This is a genomic window from Bacteroides sp. Ga6A2 (assembly GCF_000702225.1).
Classification (GTDB): Bacteria; Bacteroidota; Bacteroidia; order Bacteroidales; family Bacteroidaceae; genus Ga6A1.
Genome location: NZ_JNKX01000045.1, coordinates 1 through 18,995, shown reverse-complemented (window position 1 = coordinate 18,995; position 18,995 = coordinate 1). Strand labels below are relative to the sequence as shown.

The following is an 18,995-nucleotide window of genomic DNA, read 5'->3' as shown; positions in this document are numbered from 1 at the left end:
AAGCAAGTATTATTTGATAATTATTTTCTTTCCGTTTTTGATTACAATTGTGCCCGGTTGCGGATTCTTGCAGACTGTTCCGTCGAGATTGTACATACTGTCGTCGCCGAGAGTGCAGTCGTAAGTTTCGTCTGCATCGGCTGCAAGAGGAGACACGATACCGTCGGTAGCAAGCAGGCTGAGCATCTTTTCGGCATAGCGTTTGCCAAGTTCGCGATAGCCGGCAGAAGTGAAATGGAAAGAGTCGTTTCCCGGCAAATCTTTGGCAGAAATGATGTATGCGTTTGGCAGAACCTCTGGCAACTTTGGCAAGGCCGCTATGTTGTGCCATGAACATGCTCCGCCGCTTTCTGAATAGAGAGTCTCGCCGGCAAGCAACGGAACGTCGTTAGGGTCGAGACCGAGTTTCCAGCAGAGGCGTTTGTAAACTTTCGCAACCTTTTCAGCCCAGTCGGACTGACCGCAGTTGCTCTCGCCCTGATGCAGCAGAATACCTTTTATCACGCCCGATTTCTGTGCTTCCTTGCCCAGTTCAACAAGTCTGCCGAACGGGTCGTTGTTGTATTGCTTGCAGTAGTTCTTAAACCATTCGGCTTCATTCTTTATATATTCGTCCTTGAACTCCTCCATGAAAAGCTCTATTTTTGCGCCGCCAACAGCCACGTTTATCACGCCCACGCTAATGTCCGACGGAAGTTTCTCAACAAGCGTGCGACCGAAATAGTCGGCTGGCGTAAGACCCGTATTCTCGCGGCACAAAGGCGGAACGGCCGTGTACCATTTGCCCATCTCGCGCTTTGGCGAGTTGTAGTTTACGGCTGCCATCATCTTGAATCGTTCCGGAACGTTTGTCTTGTCAACAGCCTCTATTGCCGCGTTGCCTTCCATGTTCGACTGACCGAAGCATAAGTAAATGTGAAATTTTGGGTCGCCTTGTTCGGCAAGAGGATAGTTGTCCGGAACAATCGGCTCTTCGGGAGTGATGACAACTGGCTTACCGTTGCCGGCATCAACAATCTCGTACTTAACCGAAGAGTAGCTAACCGTCTGCCATCCGTCGGTCTCGGGCTTTGCAAAATCGCCGTTTATAATGTAGTTTACGCCTATGTTGTCGTCCTTCAGAACAACGTCATCGAAGTAGAGATAACCCTCGTTTCCGCCAAACATAAAATCCAGTTCGTCCAGCGGAAAATCGGCCTTGAACTTCCATGTGTACACATCCCATTGGGTTGTTATGCTTTTCTGGTCAAGATACTGAACATCGGCGCTGTTGCCCCATTCGTTGCGGTTTGTGCTCTTTGTGTCGATGGGCCAGAAGCAGATATTCATGTTGCCAGAAGCCTTAATCTTCATTGTTAAGGTATAGTTGTTACCCTTTGTAAGAGGCTGGCTTAGTACATACTGGGCTTGCGATTCCCAGATGTTAGCCTGTTTTTTCGGTTCGTAAAATCTGATGCAATAATCGGCCTGCGCCATTACCGAAACAATGGTGCAGACAAATGCAAATAAGAAAGTGTAAAATCTTTTCATCCTGTTTTTTTCTATGGTTTTCTGATTAAAGTCTTAATTTTTCGGGAGACAAAAATAGCGATAAAAACATGGATTTCGGCGTTGTTCTGTTACAATATATGTGTTTGTTTGTTTCAAAATAGGGTAGTGCCGATGCTTTAAGTTGGTTGTGATGTTCAATATTAGCAAAAACGATTTCTGTCAGTTCTAAAATAAAAAAGGCTGAAGAATTGAATCCTCCAGCCTTCTGATTTTATTTAAGTTCAAAATGTTACTTGCTCAACTGCTCGTGCATGTTGGCTGCGGCTCTACGTCCGTCGCCCATGGCAAGGATAACAGTTGCGCCACCACGAACAATATCGCCACCGGCATACAAACCAGCGTGGCTGCTCTGCATCTGCTCGTTTACGGCGATGGTGTTCTTTCTGCCAAGTTCCAAGCCTGCGATAGATGTAGGAACGATTGGGTTTGGCGATACACCAACGGCAACGATAGCCATGTCGATGTCGAGAGTAACAGTCTTGCCCTCAACAGGAACAGGTGAACGGCGGCCAGAAGCATCAGGCTCGCCAAGTTCCATAACCTGAAGGACAACCTGCTTAACTGCGCCCTTCTCATCGGCAATATATTCGATAGGGTTGTGAAGAGTCATGAACTCGATGCCCTCTTCCTTGGCGTGCTTAACCTCCTCAAGACGTGCCGGCATCTCCTGCTCAGAACGACGGTATACGATGAATACCTTTTCTGCGCCCAGACGCTTTGCTGTACGGCAAGAGTCCATAGCTGTGTTACCGCCACCTACAATCATCACGCTCTTAGCCTTGTTGATAGGAGTATCTGTTGCTGAGTTTGAGGCATCCATCAGGTTCACGCGAGTAAGATACTCGTTAGATGACATGATGTTGATGCTGTTCTCGCCCGGAATGTTCATGAAGTTAGGCAGACCTGCGCCCGATGCAACGAAGATTCCGTCGAAGCCCTCCTTCTCAAGGTCGTCAACGCTTATAGTCTTTCCGATGACGCAGTCCTTAACAAACTTAACGCCCATCTTCTGAAGGTTCTCAATCTCAACGTCTACAATCTTGTTTGGCAGACGGAATTCAGGAATACCATATTTAAGCACACCGCCAATCTCGTGAAGTGCCTCGTAAACAGTTACGTCGTAACCGAACTTAGCCATATCGCCTGCAAATGCCAGACCAGCAGGACCTGAACCTACAACGGCAACCTTCTTTCCGTTAGATGCAGCAATCTCAGGAAGGGCAATCTTACCGCTCTCGCGCTCAAAGTCGGCAACGAAACGCTCAAGGTTACCGATGGCAACAGCCTGATGACCCATCTTAAGGTGCATACACTTGCTCTCGCATTGCTTTTCCTGCGGACAAACACGACCACAAACGGCAGGAAGGGCAGAAGTGGCCTTGATAACCTTTGCAGCCTCGAGGAACTCGCCGCGCTCTACGTTCTTGATGAACGAAGGAATGTTGATGCTTACTGGACAGCCTTCCATACAAGTAGGGTTAGCGCAGTCGAGACAACGCTTAGCCTCGGTAAGAGCCTGCTCCTCGGTAAGACCGATGTTCACCTCCTCAACGCGTGTTGTTGCACGATAAACCGGGTCGAGTTCGCCCATAACGCAACGCTCGATGGCTGTGCGGTCTTTTGGCTTCATGCTCTTGCGCAGTTCGTTGCGCCACTCGGCGTTACGGTCGGTAAGTTCGCTAAGCGGAGTGTCCTGCTTCATCTTCTCAGCCTTGGCTGCAAGTTCAGGCTTAACCATTGATGCGGCAACCGATGCGCCGGCAGCATTAACCGATGCCTCGAGTTTCTTCATCTCCTCCTTCTCGATGTCCTTGAATGCGCCCATGCGCTTGAACATCTCGTCGAAATCAACCTGATGACCGTCGAACTCTGGTCCGTCTACGCATACGAACTTAGTCTTTCCGCCCACGGTGATACGGCATGCACCACACATACCAGTACCGTCAACCATGATAGTGTTGAGCGATACGTCGGTAGGAATCTCATATTTCTTTGTAAGAAGACAGCAGAACTTCATCATGATTGCAGGGCCGATGGCGAAACACTTGTCAACCTTCTCGCGCTTGATAACGCTCTCGATACCTTCGGTTACAAGTCCCTTTGTTCCGTATGAGCCATCATCGGTCATGATGATTACTTCGTCTGAACTCTTGCGAACCTCATCTTCAAGAATGATGAGTTCCTTGCTACGTCCAGCAAGAACTGCAATCACCTTGTTTCCGGCAGCCTTGAGTGCCTGAATGATAGGAAGCATAGGAGCAACGCCCACGCCACCGCCGGCACAAACAACTGTGCCAAAGTTCTCGATGTGAGTTGCCTGACCAAGAGGACCTACAACATCCTCGATGTCGTCGCCAGCGTTCAGTTTGCAAAGTTTAGAAGACGAAAGACCCACAGTCTGGATAACGAGTGTGATTGTGCCTTTCTCCACGTCCGAGCCGGCAATGGTGAGAGGCATACGCTCTCCGTTCTTGTCAACGCGGACGATTACGAAATGACCGGCCTTTCTTGACTTTGCAATTAGTGGAGCCTCAACTTCAAGTTTGAAGACTTTCTCTGAAAACTGTACTTTGCTTACAATTTTGTTCATAAGTTTGTTTGTTAATATATCTTTTGTTTGTTGGTTGTCTTTTTGTTATCCTATATTATGAAAAAACGGTCACGAACAGGCACAACCTCGTGTTAATTCGCGACCGCTTATGTTTTTTCGTTTCTTTTAGTCGAAATTTTTGTCGTCGAGCATCTCGAAGCCGCAGTAAGGAACAAGAACCTTCGGAACTCTGATGCCCTCTGGAGTCTGGTTGTTCTCCATTATAGATGCAACGATTCTTGGCAATGCCAGAGCCGAGCCGTTAAGAGTGTGGCAGAGTTCTGTCTTCTTGTCCTCGGCACGACGGTAGCGGCATTTCAGGCGGTTAGCCTGATAACTCTCGAAGTTAGATGTTGAACTAACCTCAAGCCAACGCTTCTGTGCTGCTGAATAAACCTCGAAGTCGTAGCATATTGCGCTTGTAAACGACATGTCGCCGCCGCAAAGACGAAGAATACGGTATGGCAACTCGAGTTTTACAAGAAGGCTCTCAACGTGGTTCAGCATCTCCTTGAGGCTCTCGTAAGAGTGCTCCGGAGTATCGATGCGTACAATCTCAACCTTGTCGAACTGGTGCAGACGGTTCAGACCGCGAACATCCTTACCATATGAACCTGCCTCGCGACGGAAACAGCCTGAGTAAGCACAACGCTTGATAGGAAGGTCCTTCTCGTCGAGAATAACATCGCGGAAGATGTTTGTTACAGGAACTTCGGCTGTTGGGATAAGATACAAGTCGTCGAGGTTTGCGTGATACATCTGACCTTCCTTGTCTGGAAGCTGACCAGTACCGTAGCCTGATGCTTGATTTACAACGTAAGGAGGCTGAACCTCAAGATAACCATTCTTGCGAGCCTCGTCGAGGAAGAAAGCCTCGAGTGCGCGCTGAAGGCGAGCCATCTTTCCGATGTAGAATGGGAAGCCTGCGCCTGTTACCTTAACGCCAAGTTCAAAGTCTATGAGGTTGTATTTCTTAGCCAAGTCCCAGTGGCAGAGAGCGTCGTCGCCAAGTTCTGGCACTTTGCCGCCAGTCTTTACAACAACATTGTCCTCTGCGCCTGCGCCTTCTGGCACGTCGTCGTTAGGAATGTTAGGAATTGTACAAAGCAACGCAGTAAGTTCCTGCTCGCTTGCTGTAAGTTCGTTATGCAATTTCTCAGCATCCTGCTTCAGTTCTGCAACCTTTGCCTTTGCAGCCTCTGCATCATCCTTCTTGCCTTCCTTCATGAAGGCACCGATTGTCTTTGAAAGCTTGTTTGCTTCTGCTTTATTGTCGTCGAGTTTCTTCTGAACCTCGCGGCGCTTCTTGTCAACTGCAAGCACATTGTCGATAGCCTCTTTTGCTCCGGCGAAATGCTTCTTTTCCAAACCTTTGATAACCTTTTCGGTTTCTTCGGTTATAACCTTTAATGTAAGCATATTTTAATGTTTTATTACTTTTCGCTATAATAGGAATGAAAAACGAAGCAAAATTAGTGAAAATCAAAAATATGGCAAAATAAAATGCCACAAAAAAAGGATGATTCGCAAGAACCATCCTTTAGTTTTGTATTTTTGATGCTAATTAAGCCTCTGGAATAACAGAAACGATGCTTCTGTTAAGGCGGCCCTTCTTGAATGTTACAGTACCGTCAACCAAAGCGAACAAAGTATCATCCTTACCGATACCTACGTTCTCACCTGGGTTGTGCTTTGTACCACGCTGGCGAACGATGATGTTACCAGCCACTACCTTCTGACCACCGAAGATCTTAACACCTAATCTTTGAGCTGCTGACTCACGGCCGTTCTTAGAACTACCTACACCTTTTTTATGTGCCATCTTACTTCTATTTTAAATGATTAAGCGATTACTGACTTGATTAAAATCTCTGAGAACTGCTGACGGTGACCGTTCAACTTGCGGTAACCTTTTCTTCTCTTCTTGTGGAAAACAAGAACCTTGTCGCCCTTTACAAGTGGTGAAACTACCTCAGCAACTACCTTTGCTCCTTCTACAGCTGGAGCACCTACTGTTACAGTACCGTTGTTGTCTACCAACAATACCTTGTCAAATTCAACAGTTGCGTTAGCCTCTGCATCAACGATGTGATGAACGAACAATTTCTTGCCCTCTTCAGCCTTGAACTGCTGACCGTTAATCTCTACGATTGCGTACATTTTATAAAATTTAAACGGGTTTTCTCCGCAAGGCGAACCGATTCGTTCGGTTACTTCTTAGCCTCCACGGACTAAATCGGCGGCAAAAATACATAACTTTTTTGAATTGGCAAAGTGTTTTGTTTGATAAAATGATGTGATTCTGCATTTTTGCCGGATGTTCTTGTGCCGAATGTGATAAACTTCGGTGGAAGTGATGCTTTTCGGTTTTCTTTTTGTATGTTTGCAGCAGTTGTCATTTAAATTCTGAATGTTATGGATGATATCAAGAAGTATGAAATAGAGAAATACAAGAAGGATTTCTCGGAAGGCGGTCTGATGAACAAGCTTGCGAAGTATGCCAAGACGGCAGGCCGTGAACTTGTTGAGAATGTTCTGGTTCTATGGTATGCTTTCCCCGAGGCTTCGGCTGCCGACAAGGCGATAATAATGGGCGCGATAGGGTATTTCATTTCGCCCTTGGATGTGATTCCCGACCTCATTCCGGGCTTGGGCTATACCGATGATTTTGGTGTGGTGGCATGGGCGGTTGCCCGCATCAGACTGAATGCTTCGAAAACTGCCATCGGGAAAGCCAAACGGAAAGCTGACGAGTTCTTTTCGTGAAGGCTTTTTGGTTGTGTAAAAAAAGACTCGCAGTCGCAAAATATCTTCATGCGGTTGCGAGCCTTTTTTTGTTCGTTTGTTCGGGATTCCTTCGAGATTCGTTCGAGACGAACGCCCAGCTTTATTTCGATAATATCCGTTGCCTTGAAAACTGAACCTTCGTTAATAATGACAAAACAGTTCTCATCCCAAAAGGAAGTTTTTCAACTTTCAACTCTCAATTTTCAAAAGAAACTGTCAATTATCAATTGTAAATTGTCAATTATCATAGGCTTTCTTCCTTGTACCTTGTCCGAACCTTCAGGCTTACTTGTCCGAACCTTCAGGCTTACTTGCCCGAACCTTTCGGCTTGCTTCCACGTACCTATAACGTAGGTTGAGCGTACCTTCCCCGTAGCTACCCCGTTCCTTCTCCGTATCTTGAAGCTATCTTGAAGGTTACTTTTGGGTGTAATGATTTATAAATTCACATATCGTTACATGGCGTGTGTCGGATTCGCGTATTCGCTCGGAATGAGTGTCCGGCTTTTCTGACTTTACTTTTCCGTGTATTCCGAATGTATTGCGGTTATTACGGTGGCCGATGCACCCGTGCTGCCCGTATGCTGGATGTGTATTCCTCCGAATTTGTTTGGCGACTGCATTACGGCTGAAAGTTCCTGCAATTTGTCGCCGTTCTTTATTGTTGCTGTTAGTTTGTCGCCCGTGGCTTTGAGCGTCAGTTGGCAGCCTTTCTTGAATAGCGTGCATTTCTCGGCCTTGCAGATGGCTGTTACTTTCGAATCCTTGTATTCTACAAGGTAAACGTCTACGGCTCTGTCGTGTTGCGGAGTTCTGACGAATCGTACTCCGTAGCCGGTCAAGGTTTTTGTGTCGAATTTTATGCAGATGTCCAAGTACTGTCCTGTTGCGCTTCCGAATCCTTGTCCTGCCGATTTGCATGGAGCCAAATCGATATTCAGAATCTGACCCTTATAATCTTCGTTGCTCTTGGCGGTGAACATCATTCTTGCGCCTTTAACGTTCTGAATCATGCCGTAGCAGCCCTCTGCTCCGTCTATGCCTTCGCCGTAGCACCAAGGCGATTTGCTTTTGTCTATGCTCCAGTTGAAATCGGCTGTATCTTCGGGCTTGTAGGCATCTAAAGTCCATGCACCTTCGATTATTTCGGGCTGCGCCTGAAGTGCAAGAGTGGGGTGCTTTATAGGACGCGGAATGTTTGGTGTTGGCGGAAGGTTGAACGGCTTCCCGTTTAGCATGTTGCCTTGCATTATGCAAAGATGCTTGGGGTTAGGGTCTTTGCACCATTTTATGTCGAGATTCGGGTCGTCGCTTGTCCATTCGCAGTCAATCATTTTTACAGGGCCGCTCACTTTTGTCAGATATTGCGTTCCGCTTACTTTGGTGTGAATCTTGCATCTGTTAAACGTCGCGCCTTGTGCCGATGTGGTGTAGAACGGCTTTGACGAAAAGAACGTGAACGAACAGTCGTTGTACGTTCCGGTTCCGCAAAGTGCGTCGTCGGTACATTCGAAATGACAGTTGTTGAATGTTGCGTGCCTTGCTCCGGCAAAAGGGCAGAGGTTCAGGCGCGAGATGAATCTGCAATTCTCGGCCTTGTAGTTGTCGCCGTTGCAGATGGCAAGTTGTGCCTGAACAATGGCGTCGTTGCGCTTCTTTCTGTTCAGTTTCGGGTTGAGAGGGTAGGTGAGGTCAACGTTACAATAGTTTCCTAATGTGATATTCTGGGTTGAGATATTGTCTCCGCTGAAATGGAACATCGTGAAGTTTCCGACCGCTCCCTGTGTCTGACCGCGGTTGCATGCAAGAACCACATCTTCCGGGTTCTTCGAAAGTCCGATGATTTTCAGATTCGAGATTCTTACTTTCATTCCAAAAGGCTCGTTCTCGCCGTTTAGCGGTTTGCGGATGCCGTCGTCATCAGGATTGTCAATCCAATATACAGATGGCTCTATGTAGATTGTTGTCGAATCGGCGGCGCTCTTCTCGGCAAAAGCCAAAGCCTCGTTCATACTATTGAACGTGAATTTCTTCGCATTCGTTTTTGCCTTGCTGCTTACGTAGAAGCAGTTTCTTGATGATGTGAGAGATTTTCCTTCGAAAGAAAATTTCGTTTGTGCGTGGCAGATTGCCGTTGCGCACAAAATGATTAGTGTAGAAAATATTCGCATTTTTGTATTAAGTATTTTGTTTGTGCGATTGCAAAGATAAGTTTTTTCGGTATAAAAAGAAAAAGGATTTCAAAAAAACTTGAAATCCTTTTGAGTGGGCGTTGACGGATTCGAACCGCCGACCCTCTGCTTGTAAGGCAGATGCTCTAAACCAGCTGAGCTAAACGCCCTTTCTTTCGAAAAGCGATGCAAAGATACGGCGATTTTTTCAAACTGCAAAATTTTTAAGCAACTTTTTTTATTGCATGGGCAAAAAAACGAAAAAAAAGTATATCTTTGCACCTTGTAAAGAAATAAGAATATAAATACAATTTTAAATACAAACATGGAAACAGTTGTTAGTGGAATACGCCCAACAGGAAATTTGCATCTTGGAAACTACTATGGTGCGGTGAGAAGCTTTGTGAAAATGCAGGATGAGTTTAACTGTCTCTTCTTTATTGCCGATTGGCATTCTCTTACTACAAGCCCTAAACCTGAGGATATTAAGCGCAGCGCGCGAACCATCATGGCTGAATACCTTGCATGCGGACTCGACCCTGAAAAGGCAACGATATATTTGCAGAGCGACGTAAAGGAAGTTCTCGAGCTTTACCTGTTCTTCAATATGAACACATACCTCGGCGAATTGGAGCGTGTAACTACGTTCAAGGACAAGGCTCGTCAGCAGCCCGACAACGTAAATGCCGGATTGCTTACTTATCCAACCCTTATGGCTGCCGACATCTTGCAGCATCGTGCGGCAAAAGTTCCGGTAGGAAAAGATCAGGAGCAGAACATGGAGATGGCACGCAAGTGCGCACGCCGTTTCAACAACATCTACGGAGTTGAATATTTCCCAGAGCCACAGAACTACTATTTCGGAGCACAGGCACTTAAAGTTCCGGGACTCGACGGCTCTGGAAAGATGGGCAAGAGCGACGGAAACTGCATCTATCTCATCGACGACGAGAAGACAATACGCAAGAAAGTGATGAAGGCTGTTACCGATGCAGGCCCTCAGAGCATGAACAGCGAGAAGCCAGAGGTAATCAAGAACCTCTTCACAATGATGAGCATAGTATCAAGCAAGGAGACTCTCGACTATTTCGACGAGAAGTGGAACGACTGCACACTCCGCTACGGAGACATGAAAAAACAACTTGCCGAGGATATGGTGAACGTCATCAGTCCAATCCGCGAGCGTATCTTGGAATTTTCGGCTAAGCCAGAGATGCTCGACGAAATTCTTGCAGCAGGCGGCGACAAGGCTCGAAAGAGTGCCCAGCAGACGCTGAAAGATGTCCGCGAAATTATAGGATTTAAGAGCTTCTGATAAATAATTCAGCGAAAAAGTTGTATTTTTGATAAAAATAATTATTTTTGCCAAATAATTTGTAGCATTCACATATAGTTTATATTTATTTTTATAATGGAACTGGATTTATTAACTGCCATCTCGCCTATTGATGGCCGCTATAGAGGAAAAACAGATGCATTGGCTGCATATTTTTCTGAATTTGCGCTTATAAAGTATAGAGTAAGAGTAGAGATTGAATATTTTATCACCCTTTGTGAATTACCGTTGCCTCAGTTGAAGGCATTCGACAACGCGCTGTTTCCTAAACTGCGCGCCATATATCAGAACTTTACTGAAAACGATGCACAGCGCATCAAGGACATCGAGAAGGTTACTAACCACGATGTAAAAGCTGTAGAATATTTTATAAAGGAGGAGTTCGACAAAATTGGTAACCTCGATGCATTCAAGGAATTCATACATTTCGGTCTCACTTCGCAGGATATAAACAATACTTCTATACCTCTTTCTATTAAAGAGGCTCTCGAAGAGGTTTACTATCCTTCGATTGAAGAGGTTATTGCTCAGTTGAAAGAGTATGCCGAGGAATGGAAGAACATTCCGATGCTGGCTAAGACACACGGACAGCCTGCATCTCCTACACGTCTTGGAAAAGAAGTAATGGTTTATGTGTACCGCTTGGAACGCCAGCTTGCACAACTGAAGGCGTGCCCAATAACTGCCAAGTTCGGCGGCGCAACAGGTAACTACAACGCGCATCATGTTGCTTATCCGCAGTACGACTGGAAGTCGTTCGGAACAAAGTTTGTGGCTGAGAAACTTGGACTTGAAAGAGAAGAGTATACAACACAAATTTCAAATTACGACAATCTGAGTGCAATATTCGACGCGATGAAACGTATAAATACTATAATCATCGATCTTGATCGTGATTTCTGGATGTATGTTTCGATGGAATATTTCAAGCAGAAGATTAAGGCTGGAGAGGTTGGCTCGAGCGCAATGCCTCACAAGGTTAACCCTATCGACTTCGAGAATTCAGAAGGAAACCTTGGCGTTGCCAATGCCGTGCTTCAGCACTTGGCTGCAAAACTCCCTGTAAGCCGTTTGCAGCGCGACCTTACAGATTCTACGGTTCTCAGAAACATCGGCGTTCCGATGGGACACATGCTCATCGCCAATGCAAGCACTCTGAAGGGCTTGAGAAAGCTTCTGCTTAACGAGGCTGCCATAAATGCCGATCTTGACAACTGCTGGGCTGTTTGTGCCGAGGCTATTCAGACAATTCTGCGCCGCGAGGCTTATCCTCATCCATACGAGGCTCTGAAGGCTCTTACACGAACAAATTCAGCCATTACAGAAAGTAGCATAAAGAACTTTATTGAGGAACTTGAGGTGAGTGAGAGCGTGAAAGAAGAGCTGCGTGCTATTACACCACATTCATACACAGGTTTATAACAAACAAAAAATAAAAAAAAGAGTTTATTAATTTTATTACTAACAATTGAATTTCTGGGTACACATTTAGGAGGTAGTGATATCTTCGAATAACGTTAACGAGAAATGATTAATTTATTAGGACTATGAGCATTGAAAACGAAAACTGGAAAGAAGAGAGCCATGGAGCTCCAGCCAGCGACAACAATCAAAGTGAGTCTTCACAGTATCGTGGAAGCTACAGCACAGACGGCGGTTCTTATTCTTCTGACCGTCAGTCATATCGCCCACGCTACGGTGGTTACAACAATAATGGCGGCGGTCGTCCACAGCGTCCTCGCTACAACAATGGCGGACAGCGTCCTTATGGCAACGACGGCGGCGAGCGCAGCTATCGTCCATCTTCTTATCAGAAGGATAGCGATGGCGCTGCATATCGTCCATCAGGTTATCAGTCACGCACTCGCTACAATAACGACGGCGGTTATCAGCCACGTCAGCAGGGCGGCTACAATGGCGGTGGTTACCAGCGTCAGCAGGGCGGCTACAACGGTGGCGGCTATCAGCGTCAGCAGGGCGGTTACAACGGAGGTGGCTATCAGTCACGTCAGCAGGGCGGTTACGGTCGTCCTCAGCAGGGTGGCTACGGTCGTCGTCCTCAGCAGGGCGGTTACGGTCGTCCTCAGCAGGGCGGTTATGGTCGTCCTCAGCAGGGTGGTTATGGTCGCCGTCCTCAGCAGCAGGCAGTTCCTTCTTACAAGCAGCCTGTTGAATATAAGGAGATCGCATACGATCCAGACGAGTTGGTACGTTTGAACAAGTTCCTTGCTAATGCAGGTGTATGCTCACGCCGTGAGGCAGATGAGTTCATTCAGGCAGGCGTCGTTTCTGTAAACGGCGAGGTTGTTACTGAACTTGGTACAAAGGTTAAGCGTTCTGACGAGATTAAGTTCCACGATCAGCCTGTAAACGTAGAGAAGAAGGTTTACGTTCTTCTTAACAAGCCAAAGGATTACGTTACTACAAGCGACGACCCACAGGCACGCAAGACTGTTATGGACCTTGTTAAGGGTGCTTGCAAGGAGAGAATCTATCCTGTAGGTCGTCTCGACCGCAACACAACAGGTGTTCTTCTTCTTACAAACGATGGTGACTTGGCTTCAAAACTTACTCATCCTAAGTTCTTGAAAAAGAAGGTTTACCACGTTTATTGCGACAAGAATGTAACAAGTCACGACTTGGAGCAGATTGCAGCCGGCATCACTCTCGACGATGGCGAGATTCACGCAGATGCAATCAGTTATGCTTCAGAGACTGACAAGAAGCAGGTTGGTATCGAGATTCACAGCGGTAAGAACCGTATCGTTCGCCGTATCTTCGAGAGCCTTGGCTATCGCGTAACTAAGCTCGACCGAGTATTGTTCGCAGGTCTTACAAAGAAGAACCTTCGCCGCGGCGACTGGAGATTCCTTACAGAGCAGGAAGTGAACATGCTTCGTATGGGTGCTTTCGAGTAATCAAAGAAAAAAGTAAATATATAAGGGTGGCTTTTGGGTCGCCCTTTTTATAGTAAATATAATCAGATGGAAAAAATACGTAGAACAAAGATTGTTGATGTGCTTCAGAGTACAGATTACAATTCAACAGTTAATGTTAAAGGATGGGTTCGTACCCGTCGTGGCAGCAAAAACGTAAATTTTATTGCGCTTAATGACGGTTCTACAATAAAGAACGTTCAGATTGTTGCTGATGCAGATAAGTTTGATGAGGAACTGATAAAGAAAATTACTACAGGTGCTTGCCTTAGCGTAAACGGTACTTTGGTAGAGAGTCAGGGTGCTGGTCAGAGCGTTGAGATTCAGGCTACAGAGATTGAACTTCTTGGTGCGTGTGGCGATGATTATCCTATGCAGAAGAAGGGACAGAGTTTTGAGTACATGCGTCAGCATGCTCATATGCGTCTGCGTACAAATACATTCGGTGCTGTGATGCGCATCCGCCACAACATGGCTATTGCAATTCACACATTCTTCCATAACAAAGGATTCTTCTACTTCCACACTCCGCTAATCACAGCGAGCGATTGCGAGGGCGCAGGCCAGATGTTTCAGGTTACGACAAAGAACCTCTACGACCTGAAGAAGGACGAGAATGGTTCTATCATCTATGACGACGACTTCTTCGGAAAGCAGACTTCGCTTACTGTGAGCGGTCAGCTCGAAGGTGAACTTGGCGCAACTGCATTAGGTCAGATTTACACTTTCGGTCCTACATTCCGCGCCGAGAACTCAAACACTCCTCGCCACTTGGCTGAGTTCTGGATGGTAGAGCCAGAGGTTTGCTTCATCGATATGGACGACCTCATGGATCTTGAGGAAGAGTTCATTAAGTATTGTGTTCAGTGGGCTCTCGACAACTGTAAAGACGACCTCGAATTCTTGAACAAGATGATAGACAAGACACTTCTTGAACGTCTTCAGGGTGTTGTTAATACCGAGTTCGTTAGATTGCCTTACACAAAGGGTATTGAAATCCTTCAGGAGGCTATCAAGAATGGCAAGAAGTTTGAGTTCCCTTGCAACTGGGGAGACGACTTGGCTTCAGAGCACGAGCGTTACCTCGTTGAGGAGCACTTCAAGAAGCCTGTCATCATGACAAACTATCCAAAGGCTATCAAGGCATTCTACATGAAGATTGACGAGAAGAAGCCTGTTTACGATGGCAAGGAGATGGAGGAGACAGTTCAGGGTACCGACGTATTGTTCCCACAGATTGGCGAGATTATCGGCGGTTCTGTCCGCGAGGAGAACTACGACAAGCTCGTTGGCGAAATCGAAAGCCGCAACATCCCGATGAAGGATATGTGGTGGTATCTCGATACTCGTCGCTTCGGTTCATGTCCTCACGGTGGTTTCGGACTCGGTTTCGAGCGTCTGATTCTGTTCGTAACAGGTATGCAGAACATCCGCGACGTGATTCCATTCCCACGTACTCCAAAGACTGCTGAATTCTAAAGATAAGATTGTATATATTTAAGGTGAGGGCTTTGCATCTGTTTGCATCGCCCTCGCTTTTTGTTTTGTTGAAAACTTCAGAAAATTGTTGAAAAACTTTGCCAGTTCGTCAAAAATTAGTACTTTTGCAAGCCGATTATTATCAAGACAAGCGTAAAGGCTTGTCAAATAGCGTGTTAATAGCTTTGCTTTTGGCCGGGCGAGTGGTTAGTGAATCGCTATAAAGAAAAATTAGTAGTAAACAAATTAAAAAATTAAAGAAAGTGAACACTTTAAGTTACAAGACCATTTCCGTTAACAAGGAAAATGCCAAGAAAGAGTGGGTTGTTGTAGATGCAACAGATCAGGTACTCGGTCGTCTTGGTTCAAAAGTCGCTAAGTTGCTTCGTGGTAAGTATAAGCCATGCTTTACTCCAAACTCTGACTGCGGCGACAACGTAATCATCATCAACGCAAGCAAGATTAAGCTTTCAGGTAAGAAGATGACTGATAAGGAGTATATCAATTATTCAGGTTATCCTGGTGGTCAGAAGATTTTGACTCCAGCATCTATTCTTGCTCGTCCAAATGGTGAGGAGAAATTGATCAAGAGAGTAGTAAAGGGTATGTTGCCAAAGAACCGTCTTGGTGCTAAGCAGTTGGGCAATCTTTATGTCTTCGCTGGCGAGGAGCACGACAAGGCAGCACAGCAGCCAAAAACAATTGATATTAACTTGTATAAATAATTGAAATGGAAGTAGTAAATGCATTAGGTCGTCGCAAGAGCGCGATTGCTCGTGTCTACGTAACAGAGGGCACTGGAAAGATTACAATTAACAAGAGAGATCTTACAGAGTACTTCCCATCAACTATTCTACAGTACGTTGTAAAGCAGCCTTTGCTTACACTTGATGTAGTTGAGAAGTATGATATCAAGGTGAACCTTCAGGGTGGTGGCTTCACAGGTCAGTCTCAGGCACTTCGTCTTGCTATTGCTCGCGCATTGGTTAAGATCAACGCTGATGACAAGAAGGCTCTTCGTGCAGAAGGCTTCATGACGCGTGATGCTCGTGAGGTTGAGCGTAAGAAACCAGGTCAGCCAAAGGCACGTCGCAGATTCCAGTTCAGTAAGCGTTAATCTTTCGGAACTGACTGCAAACAAATGTTTAGTATCTAAACCGCTGGGACTTTCTATTAATCGGGGGGACTACCCAGAGGTTGGTTTCAAAACAACTAAAAAGAAAGTAAACAATTTAAATTTTAGAAAATGTCAAGAACTAATTTTGATACATTATTGGAGGCAGGTTGCCACTTTGGTCACCTTAAGAAAAAGTGGAACCCAGCAATGGCTCCTTATATCTTCATGGAGCGCAATGGTATTCATATCATTGACCTTCACAAGACTGTTGCTCTTGTTGACGAGGCTGCAGAGCAGTTGAAGCAGATTGCAAAGAGCGGCAAGAAGATTCTATTTGTTGCTACTAAGAAACAGGCTAAGCAGACTGTAGCAGAGAAGGCTGCATCTGTAAACATGCCTTATGTTATCGAGCGTTGGCCAGGTGGTATGCTTACTAACTTCCCTACAATCCGTAAGGCAGTTAAGAAGATGACTACTATCGACAAGCTTACTGCTGATGGAACATACTCAAACCTTTCAAAGCGCGAGATGCTTCAGATCAGCCGTCAGCGTGCTAAGTTGGAGAAGAACCTTGGTTCTATCGTAGACCTTACTCGTCTTCCAGCAGCTCTCTTCATTGTTGACGTATTGAAGGAGAACATCGCTGTACGTGAGGCTCAGCGTCTTGGTATCCCTGTTTTCGCTATTGTTGATACAAACTCAAATCCTAACGGAGTTGATTACATTATCCCAGCAAACGATGACGCTACTAAGTCAATCGACGTAATCCTTGATGCTTGCTGCGGTGCTATCGCAGAGGGTCTTGAGGAGCGTAAGGCTGAGAAGGTTGATGCAGAGGCTGCAGGCGAGGGCAAGAAGGGTGGCAAGAAGTCATCTAAGGCTCGTAAGGACGAAGAAGAGGCTAAGGCTTAATTTTTCGGGCTTATAAAATATTACATGCCCAATGCTCAAACAGTTTTTGTAGCATTGGGCATCTTTTACTTTTCAACGAATACTAATTTTTAAAGCATAATAAAATGGCTGTTACATTAACAGAAATCAATAAACTCCGTCAGGCCACTCAGGCTGGTCTTATGGATTGTAAGAAGGCCCTTACTGAGGCTAATGGTGATATGGAAGCTGCAATTGCTATCCTTCGCAAGAAGGGTCAGGCTGTTGCTGCAAAGCGTTCTGATCGTGAGGCTGCTGAGGGTTGTGTTCTTTCTCGCGTAGACGGTAACTATGCAATGATCGTTGCCTTGAAGTGCGAGACTGACTTCGTTGCAAAGAATGCAGACTTCGTTGCTCTTGCAAATCAGATTGCTGATGCTGCTGTTGCTGCAAAAGCTAAGTCTCTTGAGGAGGTTCTTGCTCTTACTGTAAATGGTATGTCTGTTGCTGACGCTGTTACTGAGCGTTCTGGTGTTACAGGTGAGAAGATGGAGCTCGATGGTTTCAATTATGTTGAGGGTGAGCACGTTGTTGCTTACAACCATATGAATGGTAACTTCCTTTGCACACTCGTAGCTTTGAACAAGAAGGCTGATGACGAGGTTGCTAAGAACGTTGCTCTTCAGGTTGCTGCTATGAACCCTATTGCTCTTGACGAGAACGCTGTTCCACAGGCAACTAAGGATTCTGAGCTTGCAACTTCTATCGAGAAGGCTAAGCAGAACCAGATTGACAAGGCTGTTGAGGCTGCTCTTAAGAAGGCTGGCATCAACCCAGCACACGTCGATTCTGAGGAGCACATGGAGTCAAACATGGGTAAGGGCTGGATCACTGCTGAGGACGTAGCTAAGGCTAAGGAGATTAAGAAGACTGTAGCTGAGGAGAAGGCTGCATCTCTTAACGAGGATATGATTAAGAAGATTGCTGAGGGTATGGTTAACAAGTACTACAAGGAGAACTGCTTGTTGAATCAGGCTTTCATCGATGATGCTAAGATCAGCGTTGCTGACTACTTGAAGAAGTCAGACAAGGATCTTACTGTTGTAGATTTCAAGCGTTTCACTTTGCGCGCTGAGTAATTTTCTTGATAAAGAAAAATATAAGGAGATCTGAATTTCAGACCTCCTTTTTTTGTGTCAAGAAATCGTCTGAACGTAAAGGAAGTTGTAGTTCGGACGATTTCTTTTTAATACTCCCAGCGGAAATTCCATACGGTTGATTTACGCAGACTGTCTGCCAAGGCGTGGATTGTTTGCTGGATTGTTTGCATCTCGCGGTCCTCAACTATGTCAAGACAGAAGGCGCATTGCTCTTTTGCTAAATTCAGGCTCTGGGCATCGCCTACAGGCTGTGGAACGGTCATCCCGAGCATGTTGTGCGCAATGAATGTTGGGACTGCTCCATACTGCTCGAACCAATATTTGCTTACGTTTGCAAGAGTCTTATTGTCAGGGCAATTGTTGTAGTAGCTAAATGGGAACCATGCAAGCAATTGCCATGGCTCACTGACAGGAACTTCTGCTAAAAGTACATGTTTCTCCTCAGGGGTTAATTTATGAATTTCATATCTCTTGTCAGAAGGGTTGCCCAGAATCTTCTGATAATGTTCTGAATCTTCCTGTTCTTCTTTCTGCATTTCATCCAACCATCTTTTTCCTTCGTATGACGAAGCGTTGTCTATCAGTTCTTTTCGCATTGTACGGAGCTTTTCAATGACAATTTCGTCAATGTCAATCTTGTCGTCACTTTCATCGTTGTATTCAATATCCATCAGCATGCTGTCGTTAACATAGATGATAATTGGAATTATTGCTGTCCTGTAAAACTCAAAAGGCAATAAAAATCCTCCCCGAAGCCCAGTAAATATGCGCCTCGGGGTCTTTTTTTTAAAAAAGTAAGCCCCCTCAATCAAAAAATGTGGGTTCTGGTGGTGCTTTCTGCGTCTCTTTCGCAACTATGTCATTCCAAGTTCTGTCTGTTTTTTCCATAAACCGAATGAAGTCGATGTAGTACATGAGCGTAAGGCGTATCATGGTGACAACTTGCGAGAATGCGCAGTTTCGTTTTATGCTTCTTGAGAGGACTGTTATGAGCAGAT

General features: G+C 45.7%; 16 protein-coding genes, 1 tRNA gene and 1 pseudogene. 9 read left to right on the top strand and 9 right to left on the bottom strand.

Going from position 1 to position 18,995, the window contains the following annotated elements:
* Positions 1–9 precede the first annotated feature (9 nt).
* The 5 genes from T538_RS17790 to rplU all read right to left on the bottom strand — a co-directional run bounded on the left by T538_RS17790 (position 10) and on the right by rplU (position 6,301).
* Positions 10–1,530, bottom strand: coding sequence for a sialate O-acetylesterase (locus T538_RS17790; RefSeq protein WP_081834975.1), 1,521 nt, complete (start codon positions 1,528–1,530; stop codon positions 10–12).
* Between the two features lie 250 nt (positions 1,531–1,780).
* Positions 1,781–4,141, bottom strand: coding sequence for a bifunctional dihydroorotate dehydrogenase B NAD binding subunit/NADPH-dependent glutamate synthase (locus T538_RS0111535; RefSeq protein WP_031533950.1), 2,361 nt, complete (start codon positions 4,139–4,141; stop codon positions 1,781–1,783).
* Between the two features lie 126 nt (positions 4,142–4,267).
* Positions 4,268–5,560, bottom strand: a complete 1,293-nt coding sequence (gene serS, locus T538_RS0111530) for a serine--tRNA ligase (protein ID WP_031533951.1) — start codon at positions 5,558–5,560, stop codon at positions 4,268–4,270.
* Between the two features lie 145 nt (positions 5,561–5,705).
* Entirely contained in the window at positions 5,706–5,963 is a 258-nt protein-coding gene (gene rpmA, locus T538_RS0111525; protein WP_031533952.1) for a 50S ribosomal protein L27, read from the bottom strand.
* Positions 5,964–5,983: 20 nt separating this feature from the next.
* Positions 5,984–6,301 carry a 50S ribosomal protein L21 gene (gene rplU / locus T538_RS0111520; protein ID WP_031533953.1) on the bottom strand — a complete coding sequence of 106 codons (318 nt, stop codon included), beginning with the start codon at positions 6,299–6,301 and terminating at the stop codon, positions 5,984–5,986.
* A 255-nt stretch (positions 6,302–6,556) separates the two neighbouring features.
* Between rplU and T538_RS0111515 the strand changes: the two genes are divergently transcribed.
* On the top strand, positions 6,557–6,907 hold the full coding sequence (locus tag T538_RS0111515) for a YkvA family protein (protein WP_031541276.1): 351 nt from the start codon (positions 6,557–6,559) through the stop codon (positions 6,905–6,907).
* Positions 6,908–7,443: 536 nt separating this feature from the next.
* Here T538_RS0111515 and T538_RS0111510 read toward each other — a convergent pair.
* Together T538_RS0111510 and T538_RS0111505 are read right to left on the bottom strand one after the other, a co-directional pair.
* Entirely contained in the window at positions 7,444–9,099 is a 1,656-nt protein-coding gene (locus T538_RS0111510) for a hypothetical protein (protein WP_031541275.1), read from the bottom strand.
* Positions 9,100–9,194: 95 nt separating this feature from the next.
* A tRNA-Val gene (locus T538_RS0111505) sits at positions 9,195–9,269 on the bottom strand.
* 155 nt (positions 9,270–9,424) lie between these two features.
* On the opposite strand from T538_RS0111505, the gene trpS reads away from it, so the two are divergent.
* The 8 genes from trpS (at position 9,425) to tsf (ending at position 17,976) form a co-directional block, all read left to right on the top strand.
* Positions 9,425–10,414 carry a tryptophan--tRNA ligase gene (gene trpS / locus T538_RS0111500; RefSeq protein WP_031533956.1) on the top strand — a complete coding sequence of 330 codons (990 nt, stop codon included), beginning with the start codon at positions 9,425–9,427 and terminating at the stop codon, positions 10,412–10,414.
* Between the two features lie 96 nt (positions 10,415–10,510).
* Complete coding sequence (gene purB, locus T538_RS0111495; RefSeq protein WP_031533957.1) at positions 10,511–11,857, top strand: adenylosuccinate lyase; 1,347 nt, start codon at positions 10,511–10,513, stop codon at positions 11,855–11,857.
* 125 nt (positions 11,858–11,982) lie between these two features.
* Positions 11,983–13,353, top strand: coding sequence for a pseudouridine synthase (locus T538_RS0111490; protein WP_031533958.1), 1,371 nt, complete (start codon positions 11,983–11,985; stop codon positions 13,351–13,353).
* A 66-nt stretch (positions 13,354–13,419) separates the two neighbouring features.
* On the top strand, positions 13,420–14,850 hold the full coding sequence (asnS, locus tag T538_RS0111485) for an asparagine--tRNA ligase (protein WP_031533959.1): 1,431 nt from the start codon (positions 13,420–13,422) through the stop codon (positions 14,848–14,850).
* Between the two features lie 263 nt (positions 14,851–15,113).
* Complete coding sequence (gene rplM, locus T538_RS0111480; RefSeq protein WP_031533960.1) at positions 15,114–15,575, top strand: 50S ribosomal protein L13; 462 nt, start codon at positions 15,114–15,116, stop codon at positions 15,573–15,575.
* 5 nt (positions 15,576–15,580) lie between these two features.
* Entirely contained in the window at positions 15,581–15,967 is a 387-nt protein-coding gene (gene rpsI / locus T538_RS0111475; RefSeq protein WP_031533961.1) for a 30S ribosomal protein S9, read from the top strand.
* Positions 15,968–16,096: 129 nt separating this feature from the next.
* Complete coding sequence (gene rpsB / locus T538_RS0111470) at positions 16,097–16,879, top strand: 30S ribosomal protein S2 (protein WP_031533962.1); 783 nt, start codon at positions 16,097–16,099, stop codon at positions 16,877–16,879.
* Between the two features lie 104 nt (positions 16,880–16,983).
* Positions 16,984–17,976 (top strand): translation elongation factor Ts, encoded by a 993-nt coding sequence (gene tsf / locus T538_RS0111465; RefSeq protein WP_031533963.1) that lies wholly within the window; start codon positions 16,984–16,986, stop codon positions 17,974–17,976.
* A 107-nt stretch (positions 17,977–18,083) separates the two neighbouring features.
* Here tsf and T538_RS0111460 read toward each other — a convergent pair whose 3' ends face one another.
* Together T538_RS0111460 and T538_RS18970 are read right to left on the bottom strand one after the other, a co-directional pair.
* Positions 18,084–18,668 carry a DUF4253 domain-containing protein gene (locus T538_RS0111460; protein WP_197025784.1) on the bottom strand — a complete coding sequence of 195 codons (585 nt, stop codon included), beginning with the start codon at positions 18,666–18,668 and terminating at the stop codon, positions 18,084–18,086.
* A 133-nt stretch (positions 18,669–18,801) separates the two neighbouring features.
* Positions 18,802–18,995 (bottom strand): annotated as a pseudogene (locus T538_RS18970) (transposase); the annotation flags it as partial.